Annotated in this window: 11 protein-coding genes and 1 pseudogene; 2 read left to right on the top strand and 10 right to left on the bottom strand. The window is 70.2% G+C overall.

Annotated elements, in window-relative coordinates; translation table 11 throughout:
• The 4 genes and pseudogenes from D7Y21_RS38605 to D7Y21_RS38590 form a co-directional block, all read right to left on the bottom strand.
• A pseudogene (locus D7Y21_RS38605) lies at positions 1-860 on the bottom strand (hemagglutinin); the annotation flags it as partial.
• A 50-nt stretch (positions 861-910) separates the two neighbouring features.
• Positions 911-1,411 (bottom strand): hypothetical protein, encoded by a 501-nt coding sequence (locus D7Y21_RS38600; protein ID WP_120560840.1) that lies wholly within the window; start codon positions 1,409-1,411, stop codon positions 911-913.
• A gap of 15 nt (positions 1,412-1,426) precedes the next feature.
• Positions 1,427-1,927, bottom strand: coding sequence for a cupin domain-containing protein (locus tag D7Y21_RS38595; RefSeq protein WP_120560839.1), 501 nt, complete (start codon positions 1,925-1,927; stop codon positions 1,427-1,429).
• 14 nt (positions 1,928-1,941) lie between these two features.
• A complete protein-coding gene (locus tag D7Y21_RS38590; RefSeq protein WP_121718374.1) occupies positions 1,942-2,721 on the bottom strand; it encodes a class I SAM-dependent methyltransferase in 780 nt (259 codons plus the stop codon).
• Positions 2,722-2,820: 99 nt separating this feature from the next.
• Here D7Y21_RS38590 and D7Y21_RS38585 point away from each other — a divergent pair, with 99 nt between their 5' ends.
• Together D7Y21_RS38585 and D7Y21_RS38580 are read left to right on the top strand one after the other, a co-directional pair.
• Positions 2,821-4,116 (top strand): citrate synthase, encoded by a 1,296-nt coding sequence (locus tag D7Y21_RS38585; RefSeq protein WP_121718373.1) that lies wholly within the window; start codon positions 2,821-2,823, stop codon positions 4,114-4,116.
• A 95-nt stretch (positions 4,117-4,211) separates the two neighbouring features.
• Positions 4,212-4,499: a hypothetical protein gene (locus D7Y21_RS38580; protein WP_199724135.1), complete on the top strand. Its 288-nt coding sequence runs from the start codon at positions 4,212-4,214 to the stop codon at positions 4,497-4,499.
• 96 nt (positions 4,500-4,595) lie between these two features.
• Here the strand turns inward: D7Y21_RS38580 and ychF are convergent, their stop codons facing one another.
• From ychF to D7Y21_RS38550, 6 genes are all read right to left on the bottom strand, one after another.
• Positions 4,596-5,705, bottom strand: a complete 1,110-nt coding sequence (gene ychF / locus D7Y21_RS38575) for a redox-regulated ATPase YchF (RefSeq protein WP_120560836.1) — start codon at positions 5,703-5,705, stop codon at positions 4,596-4,598.
• 45 nt (positions 5,706-5,750) lie between these two features.
• On the bottom strand, positions 5,751-6,299 hold the full coding sequence (gene atpF, locus D7Y21_RS38570) for a F0F1 ATP synthase subunit B (RefSeq protein WP_120560835.1): 549 nt from the start codon (positions 6,297-6,299) through the stop codon (positions 5,751-5,753).
• A 139-nt stretch (positions 6,300-6,438) separates the two neighbouring features.
• A complete protein-coding gene (locus tag D7Y21_RS38565) occupies positions 6,439-6,669 on the bottom strand; it encodes an ATP synthase F0 subunit C (RefSeq protein ID WP_120560834.1) in 231 nt (76 codons plus the stop codon).
• 143 nt (positions 6,670-6,812) lie between these two features.
• Positions 6,813-7,865, bottom strand: coding sequence for a F0F1 ATP synthase subunit A (gene atpB, locus D7Y21_RS38560; protein ID WP_121718372.1), 1,053 nt, complete (start codon positions 7,863-7,865; stop codon positions 6,813-6,815).
• Positions 7,865-8,278, bottom strand: a complete 414-nt coding sequence (locus D7Y21_RS38555) for a hypothetical protein (protein WP_120560832.1) — start codon at positions 8,276-8,278, stop codon at positions 7,865-7,867. Before D7Y21_RS38555 ends, atpB begins: the two co-directional genes overlap by 1 nt.
• Positions 8,275-8,379, bottom strand: coding sequence for a hypothetical protein (locus D7Y21_RS38550; RefSeq protein ID WP_370039891.1), 105 nt, complete (start codon positions 8,377-8,379; stop codon positions 8,275-8,277). Before D7Y21_RS38550 ends, D7Y21_RS38555 begins: the two co-directional genes overlap by 4 nt.
• Positions 8,380-8,389 lie beyond the last annotated feature (10 nt).

The following is an 8,389-nucleotide window of genomic DNA, read 5'->3' as shown; positions in this document are numbered from 1 at the left end:
GAGTAGCTCAGCGCCGCGCCGCCCAACCCACCCTCCACGCGCGCCCCGTCGTCCGAGGTCGTGCGCCCACCGATGCCGCCCGCGCCACCGTGACCGCCGCCGCCACCGCCAGCCGCCGCGCAGTTGCCGCCGCCACCGCCGTTGGTCAGGTTGCCTCGCCCGGTGGAGAGGCCGCTCCGGGACACCGTGCCCGCCACGCCCTCGCCACGCTCCGAGCCGCCCTTGCCATGCTCCAGCTCCAGCCCGGTGCAGCCCGCCAGGCCCGCGACGTCGGCCCGGAAGACGCCGCCCAGGTAGCCCAGGCCATCCGCGTCGATGCGGCCTTCGTTGACCACCTTCCCACTCACCAGCATCGCGAGGATGCCGCCGGACTTGCCGTTCCACGGCGACACGGTGAGCCGCGCCCCCGCCTCGATGACGACGTCGGAGTACTCGGCCACGCGCACCACCTGGGCGCGGCCCGCCGTGTAGCCGTAGCGCAGCGGCGCGGTCAGCAAGAGAGTGGCGGGCGTGGAGGCCGTCACCACCACCACCCGCGCCAGCTCCCAGCGTCCCAGCGCGACCGTCCCCGCCAGCGACACGCCCTTCACGTTGCCCACATCGGGCACGGGCGACAGACCGGTGCTCTCGTGGATCATCACCAGATCGCCACCGGAGAAATCTGAACTGAACACCACCAGCTCGTCGCCCCCTGCCGCGACACTCTTCCCCAGGGGGCCATCCACGCGCAGGGCGAGGCCCTTTCCCGCGGCGAGGTTGAGCACGCCGTCGCGTCCGGTGCCCAGGCCAAAGGAATCCGGCTCCGCGCGAGCAACCTGCGTCAGGAGCAATCCAACGATGAGAGCCAGCGTGATGCGCATGCCCCCATGGTGCCCCACCGGGCGTCCGGGGTCGAGGGAGGCCAGCCGCCTCAGCGCGACGGAACCAGGTCCTGAAGCCCCCGGGTGTTGACGGGCGCGAAGAAGGGCTGCCGCAGGAGCCGTCCCAGTGCGCGGCGCTCGACGCACAGGAGCTGGAGCGAGTCCTCCCACTCCCCCAGCACGGCCACCGCGCGAACGTCCGCCGCGTCGCGGTACAGGTCGTTGAGGTTGTGCACGAGCGCGGACACGTCCTCCACCTCCCAGCGCTCCGTGACGTCGCCTGCCGCGACGTGCAGCTCCAGCGCGGGGCGCTCGCGCACGTCCACCACCTTGAGCTTCCGGGCCGCGCCGCCCATGGCCGCGGTGAGCGGGCCCACCAGCTCATCCGGGCGGACGCCGTACCCCACGGTGAGCCCGCCCACGAGCAGGCCCGCTTCGCACAGCCGCAACAGCGACACGTGGGGAGGCTCGCCCTTCGGCAGCAGCCCGGAAGCGGCGGCGGAATCCTTGAGCAGCCGCTCGCGGTCGAGCGCATCCAGCAGGGAGGCCATGGCCGGGCCACCCTATCAGGGCTCCTCGCCCTCCCAGTAATCCACCTGCGCGTCCAAAGGCAGATACGCCATCAGCGTGCGCGACGCCTTGTCGCCCCCGGGCGCGGCCCCCGCGAAGACGCCCACCTTCTTCGAGTCCGGATACACGAGCACATCCGGCGCCTCCATGGTGGAGAAGCACAGGTAGCGCAGCGGCTCCGCGCCGTCGTTGATGAGCTGGTGCGCGCACTCCGCGCCCGGCGGCAGCGCGACGTAGTCCCCTTCGCGCACGGGCAGCGTCTGTGTCCCCAGGCGCAGCGAGCCCGTGCCGGACAGGACGTAGACGGCCTCTTCATTGCCCAGGTGGTAGTGCAGCGGCCACGAGCGGCGGCCCGGCGGAAGCTCCACCAGACTGCACCCGAGCTTGCGCCCGTGCGCGGCGGCGCCCAGTTGCTTGCGCTTGAGCGCCACGCGGCTGCCGTGGGCGAGCTCGGTCCAGGGAACGTCTTCGGCGTGGATGAGGTGGGGCGAGGCCATGGTGGACTCCTGTTTCACGGGCGCTCCGCGACGAGCGCGAACACGCGGTGGGGAACGGACATCGGCTCCTGGGGGAAGCGCGCGGCGAGGAGCTCGGCCAGCGCGGCGTCGAAGCGGGCCACCTGCTCGGGCGCGAGCATGGCGCCAATCCGCGCGTTGGCGCGCATCCGTCCGCGCCAGGCTTCATGCGTGTAGGGCGTGAGCGTGTCGAAGGTGAAGGACGTGAGGGACTGGAAGCCGGCCACGCCCACGTCGCGGAACCACTGCGGGTAGATGCCCACGCCCTGGCCGAAGTGGTCCACGGCCAGTTTGACGCGGGGGCTGAACTCCTCCACCAGGGCCTCGGTGGCTTCCAGCAGGTTGCCGGGCAGCGCCGTCCAGTCGAAGTGGCAGAGGACGAGCTTCCCGCCGGGCTTGAGCAGGCGAAACACTTCGCGCGCGGCGGCGGCGCGGTCGAACCAGTGCCAGCACTGGCCCGCGAACACGCGGTCGAAGGAACCTGAAGGCAGACCGGTGTTCTCCGCGGGCGCCTCACGGAAGTCCACGGTGAGGCCCTCGTCGTGAGCGAGTCGTGCCGCGGCCTCCAGCTGCGGTGCGGACACGTCCAGGGCGGTGACGTCGCAGCCGCGCCGGGCCAGGTTGCGCGCGACGGTGCCGGTGCCGGTGCCCAGGTCGAGCACCCGCAGGCCGGACGCGAGCACGCCGTCCTGTTCGAGCCGTGTGTAGAAGGCATCCGGGAAGCCTGCCCGGTGCTTCGCGTAGTCCGACGACGTGCGTCCGAAATCCACGTTCATTGTCGCTCTCCCCGCCAGGAACGGCCTCGCCATGGGCGGCTCAGCTCGACAGGATGGTCCAGTCGAGTCGAGACTCCGCACCAGGGAGGCACGCGAAACATGGTGCGTCGTGCAGGGGGACGTTCTCAATCTCGATTCGACCATCCAGTTGAGGAGGAGCTGCTGCGCGCGGAGGAGGCGGCGGCCCTGCTGGGGGTAAAGCGGGCGACGCTCTACACGTACGTGAGCCGGGGGCTCGTGCGGTGCGTGCCGGAGAAGGGCACGAAGGAGAACCGCTATCTGCGCGCGGACGTGGAGCGGTTGAAGACACGCCATGACGCCCGCGCGGGCCACGCGGCGGTGGCGTCCGGAGCCCTGCGCTGGGGCGAGCCCGTCATCGACTCGTCGGTGTCGCGCATCAGCGAGGAGGGGCTCTCGTACCGGGGCCACGACGCGGTGGAGCTGGCCACACAAGGCCACCGCTTCGAGGAGGTGGCGGAGCTGCTCTGGACCGGGCACCTGCCGCCGGAGTCCACGGCGTGGCCCGCACCGGAAGCACCGCCGTCGCCCCTCACTCCCACCGCGCTCGCGGCCATGCTCCCGCGAGACACTCCGCCCTTGTCCTCCCTGGCCGCGCTGGTGCCGCTCCTCGCCGCGAGCGACGCGGGCCGCTTCGCCGCGCCCGTGGAACAGGACCTGCTCCGCGCGCGACGGATCATCCGCCACCTGGGCGCATGGGTCTGCGTGGCCCAGGCACCCGGCCGCGTGTCGCGCGCATTGAAGGAACCCACGGTGGCCGCTTCACTCGCCACGGCCTGGGACGCGAAGCCGAAGCGGACCGCGGAGCTGATCAACCTGGCGCTGGTGCTCTGCGCGGACCACGAGCTGAACACCTCCACCTTCGCGGCCCGCGTGACAGCCTCCTCCGGCGCGGACCTGTACGCGTGCATCAGCGCGGCGCTCGCGGCCATCTCCGGCCACCGTCACGGCGGCGCCTGCGACCGCGTGGAGGCGCTCATCGCGGAGGTCGGCCGTCCCGAGCGCGCCGCGCAGGTCATCCACGGCCGCCTGCGCCGGGGCGAAGCCGTGACGGGCTTCGGCCACCGCCTCTACCTGAAGGGAGACCCGCGCACGCCGCCGCTCATCGACGCCGCGTTGAGCGTGAAGCCCGAGTCCCTGAAGGTCCGCGTGGCCCGCGCCGTCATGGACACCATGCGGGACGCTGGCCATCCGCCTCCATCCCTGGACTGGGGCCTGGTGATGCTCGCGGACGCGCTGGGCCTGCCCTCCGGCGCCGCCACCGTGCTGTTCAGCCTGGGCCGCACCGCGGGCTGGGTCGCCCACGTCCTGGAGCAGCGTGAACAGGGCCACCTGCTCCGCCCCCGCGCCCGCTACGTGGAAGCCCCCGCCCGGTAGCACCGTGAAACATTCCACGCGGCTGTCACATGGCGTGCACGCCGCGCGGCTTTCCGTTTGGCGCTCCGGGCTCCCGTGCACACACTGGCAGCCCTGTGAGCACCTCCCGTCCGACCCTGCCCTATCCCGCCCTGATGTTGCTCGGCAACGTGGCCTTCATCGCCTCGTGGATCGTCATCCTCAAGCGCCCCGAGGGCTGGCAGGTCGTGGGCCCCGTCCTCCTCGCCCTCTTCCTGGCCCTGCGCGTGGGCGGCGTGTGGAAGTACGCCCTGAACCACCCGGACCCCTCCGGCCGCACCAGGCGCTCCGCCATCCTCTCCACCGTGCTGGCCGTGCTCGCCGTGGGCCTCTGGGGCTACACATGGATGAGCGGTCCCCGCTAGGGATGAGCGGCCCCCGCTAGCAAACGAAACGGGCGCCCCTTCCGTGAGTGGAAGGCAGCGCCCGTCGTCACTTCCAACAGCGGGGAAGGCCCCGCGTCAGACGTTGAAGCGGAAGTGCATGCAGTCGCCGTCCTGCACGACGTACTCCTTGCCTTCCACGCGCAGCAGGCCCTTCTCCTTCACCGCCGCCTCGCTGCCCAGCTTCACCAGGTCCGTCCACCCGAAGACTTCCGCCTTGATGAAGCCGCGCTCGAAGTCGGAGTGGATGACGCCCGCCGCCTGCGGCGCCTTGAAGCCCTTGTGGATGGTCCACGCGCGGCACTCCTGCTCGCCCACCGTGAAGTACGTCCACAGGCCCAGCAGCTTGTAGCCCTCGCGCACCACCTTGTTCAGGCCGGGCTCCGTCAGGCCGGAGTCCGCCAGGAAGCCGGGGCGGTCGGACTCGGCGAGCTGCTGGATCTCCGACTCCAGCGCCGCCGCCAGCACCACCACGCCCGCGCCCTCCTTGGCGGCCATCTCGCGCACCTGCTGCACGCGCGGATCGCTGTCTTCCTTGCCAATCTGCCCTTCGCTGATGTTCGCCACGTACAGCACGGGCTTGTCCGTCAGCAGGAACAGGTCCTGGATGGCCGCCTTCTCGTCGTCGGTGAGCTTCTGCGCGCGCACCGTGAGGCCTTCATCCAGCTTCGCCTTGATGCGGTCGAGCAGCGCGACTTCGGCCTTCGCCTCGTCGCCCGCCTTGCCACCCATCTTGGTGTTCTTCAGCGAGCGCTCGCGGCGCTTCTCCACGGTCTCCAGGTCCTTGAGGCACAGCTCCGTGTCGACCACGTCCCGGTCCCGCACCGGATTCACGCCTCCCTCGACGTGAGTGACGTTGTCGTCCTCGAAGCAGCGCAGCACGTGGAGCACCGCGTTCACCTGCCGGATGTTCCCCAGGAACTGGTTGCCCAGGCCCTCGCCCTTGGACGCGCCGCGCACCAGGCCGGCGATGTCCACGAACTCCAGCGACGTGGGGATCTTCTTCAGCGGCTTGACGAGCGCCGACAGCTGGTCCAGGCGGTCGTCCGGCACCGGCACCACGCCCACGTTCGGCTCGATGGTGCAGAACGGATAGTTCGCCGCCTGAGCGCCCGCGGCGGACAGGGCGTTGAACAGGGTGGACTTGCCCACGTTGGGCAGACCGACGATGCCAATGGAGAGAGCCATGATGGATTCCTGGAACAGGCGGGCGCGGCGGAAGACTCCCGGCCGTTAGGCCGAGCGGCGGGTCGCCGTGGCGCTGGTGGCGCCGGGCAGGCCCTGCACGAACTGCTCGGCCAGCGCGCGGTGCTTGGCGTCGTCCATGCGCTCGCTCATGAGCTTGCCGGCCACTTCCATGGCCAGGTCCACGGCCATGGAGCGGACCTCCGCGATGGCCTTGGCCTTCTGGTCTTCAATCTCGCGGCGGGCGGACTGCTTCAGCTCCTCCGCCTCCTTGCGGCTCTTGGCCATCAGCTCGTCGCGGAACTTCTCCATGTCCGCCTGCACGCGGCGGGTGGTCTCCGCGGCCTCGCGGCGGGCCTCGGCGATGGCCGTCTTCTGGTCGGCGAGCAGCTTCTCCGCCTCGGCGCGCTCACGCTTCGCGCTCTCGATGGCGTTGGTGATCTGCTTCTCGCGCTCCTCGACGAGCGACAGGATGGGCCCCCACGCCTTCGCCCGCAGCACCAGCAGGACGATGACGAAGGTGACGATGGTCCAGAAGATGAGGCCCGGACGGACCTCCACGAAGCTGCTGGCGGCGAGGACAGAGGGCAGGAACATGGCGGGTCCCGGTGAAGCGAAAAGACAGAGGGAGGATGCGGGAGACTTCAGGTGAGACGGTACGGCGGTACCACGAGCCGGAACGCCGGCGCCGCTTCTTCCCGAAGAGGACGCCGGCTCCCGTTGCGACCTGTCAGCCTTACTGCTTGATGGCGAGCAGGATGCAGACGACCAGCGCGAACAGCGTGGCGCCTTCGATGAGGGCCGCGGCGATGATCATCGTGGTGCGGATGTCGCCACCGGCGGCCGGCTGACGGCCCGTGGCGTCCATGGCGGCGGCGGCCAGCTTACCGATGCCGAGCGCGGCGCCGATGATGGAGAGGCCGGCGCCGATACCGGCGGCGAGGAAGGCAAGAGCGAGGTTGGTCATGGGAGCACGTCTTCTTTCGTGATGCGGGACCCGCTTGTGGGGGGGTCGTGGGGGCCCTTTAGGACTACCTCCGGCGGCCTTTCGAACCGCCGGGTCTTCAACCGGGGCGCGCCGTCGTTTCCGACAGGCGCCCCGTCAACTTGTCAGCCCAGGTGGTGGGCCTTGCCGTGGTCGTGGCTGGCGCCGGCCTCATGGTGGTCATCGTGGTGGTGGCCCATGGCCACGCTCATCCCGATGAACAGCGCCGACAGCATGGTGAACACGTACGCCTGCACGAAAGCCACGAACAGCTCCAGCAGGTAGATGCCGAAGGCGAACGGCACGCTCACCAGCGCCACCGCGGGGTTGCGGAGCATGAAGATGAGGCCCAGCAGGAAGAAGATGACGATGTGGCCCGCCAGCATGTTGGCGAAGAGACGGATGGTGAGCGCGAAGGGCTTGGTGAACAGGCCCAGGACCTCCACCGGAATCATGATGGGCCACAGCCAGGGGGCCACGCCGCCCGTCAGGTGCTTCAGGTAGCCACCGATGCCCGCGGCGCGGATGCCCGCCGCCTGCGTGACGAAGAAGGTGCACAGCGCCAGGCCGCACGTGACGGCGATGTTGCCCGTGGCGGTCGCCATCCAGGGGAACAGGCCCAGCAGGTTCATGAAGAGGATGAAGAAGAACGCGGTGAGCAGGTAGGGCACGTAACGGGGGCCCTCCTCCTTGCCGATGTTCTTGATGGCCAGCTCGTCGCGCACGAACAGCACGAGCATCTCGAAGAGGTTCGCCCCGGCGCCGCGCGGCACGAGCTTCGTCTTGTCGCGGTTGCTCCAGATGAGCAGCGCGCCGATGAGCAGCAGCGCCGCCAGCCACATCATCACCGTGTGCTTGGTGATGGAGAGGTCCAGGCAGCCCTGGCCCAGGCCCGGGTACACCTCGCCGTGGCCCCCGTGCGTGTCCACCATGGGCGTGCAGGCGCCCTCGTGGAACGGGATGAGGATGCGCGGCAGGTGGATGGGGATGTGGTTGTGGCTGAGGGGGACCTCGAACTCGTACTCGTTCGAGTCCGCCACGTGGTGGAGGATGTAGCCGGCGACGTCCTCGCCCTCGGCGTCCTGGGCCTCGTTCGCGGAGCCGTGCTCATTGGCCTGGTCGGAGGCCCATACGGCGCCCGCGAACAGACAGGCGAACAGCACCATTGCCTTGCGCATCACTCGTCTCCGCCCGCCGCGTCTTTCGACGCGGCCATCACGTAGCTGACTTCAATCCACTGCAGCGCGAAGTAGACGCCGAAGAAGCCGCCCACGAACGCGATCGCGCTCAAATTCCGGGACACCACCCACGCCAGCCCAATCCCCACGCCCACGCCCCTGAGGGCGAAGACCACACCGACCACCTTCAACGCCGCCTTCAAATCCGCCTGCATCGCCGCGCGCCGCTTCAGCACCAGCGCCAGCACGCCCGTCACCGCCGCGATTCCCACGCCCAGCAGCGCGGCGACCCGGTCCTCGGTCACCTTCGGCAGCGCCGCCGCCACCACCGCGCCCACGCCCATCACCGCCGCCGCCAGCCCCGCGTGCGTCCAGAACGGGTCCCGCTTCGGCTGTCCGCCCGTCCCCGTCACTTGCGCTTCCCCAGCCGCGTCATCGCATGAAGGAAGCCGTAGAACCCCACGCCAATCCCCACCAGGCTCAAGCCCAGGAGCAGCCAGGGCGACGTCCCCAGCCACTTGTCC

The sequence above is a fragment of the Corallococcus sp. AB045 genome, assembly GCF_003668895.1.
GTDB lineage: Bacteria > Myxococcota > Myxococcia > Myxococcales > Myxococcaceae > Corallococcus > Corallococcus coralloides.
Note: the sequence above shows the minus strand (reverse complement) of the source record. Positions and strands in the feature narration are given on the sequence as shown.

What these genes read in the sequence shown, in the direction of transcription:
- atpB (WP_121718372.1), bottom strand. Translation starts at nt 7,865, where the DNA reads ATGCGCAAGGCAATGGTGCTGTTCGCCTGTCTGTTCGCGGGCGCCGTA.
- D7Y21_RS38595 (WP_120560839.1), bottom strand. Translation starts at nt 1,927, where the DNA reads ATGGCCTCGCCCCACCTCATCCACGCCGAAGACGTTCCCTGGACCGAG.
- D7Y21_RS38590 (WP_121718374.1), bottom strand. Translation starts at nt 2,721, where the DNA reads ATGAACGTGGATTTCGGACGCACGTCGTCGGACTACGCGAAGCACCGG.
- ychF (WP_120560836.1), bottom strand. Translation starts at nt 5,705, where the DNA reads ATGGCTCTCTCCATTGGCATCGTCGGTCTGCCCAACGTGGGCAAGTCC.
- D7Y21_RS38585 (WP_121718373.1), top strand. Translation starts at nt 2,821, where the DNA reads ATGGTGCGTCGTGCAGGGGGACGTTCTCAATCTCGATTCGACCATCCA.
- D7Y21_RS38565 (WP_120560834.1), bottom strand. Translation starts at nt 6,669, where the DNA reads ATGACCAACCTCGCTCTTGCCTTCCTCGCCGCCGGTATCGGCGCCGGC.
- D7Y21_RS38600 (WP_120560840.1), bottom strand. Translation starts at nt 1,411, where the DNA reads ATGGCCTCCCTGCTGGATGCGCTCGACCGCGAGCGGCTGCTCAAGGAT.
- atpF (WP_120560835.1), bottom strand. Translation starts at nt 6,299, where the DNA reads ATGTTCCTGCCCTCTGTCCTCGCCGCCAGCAGCTTCGTGGAGGTCCGT.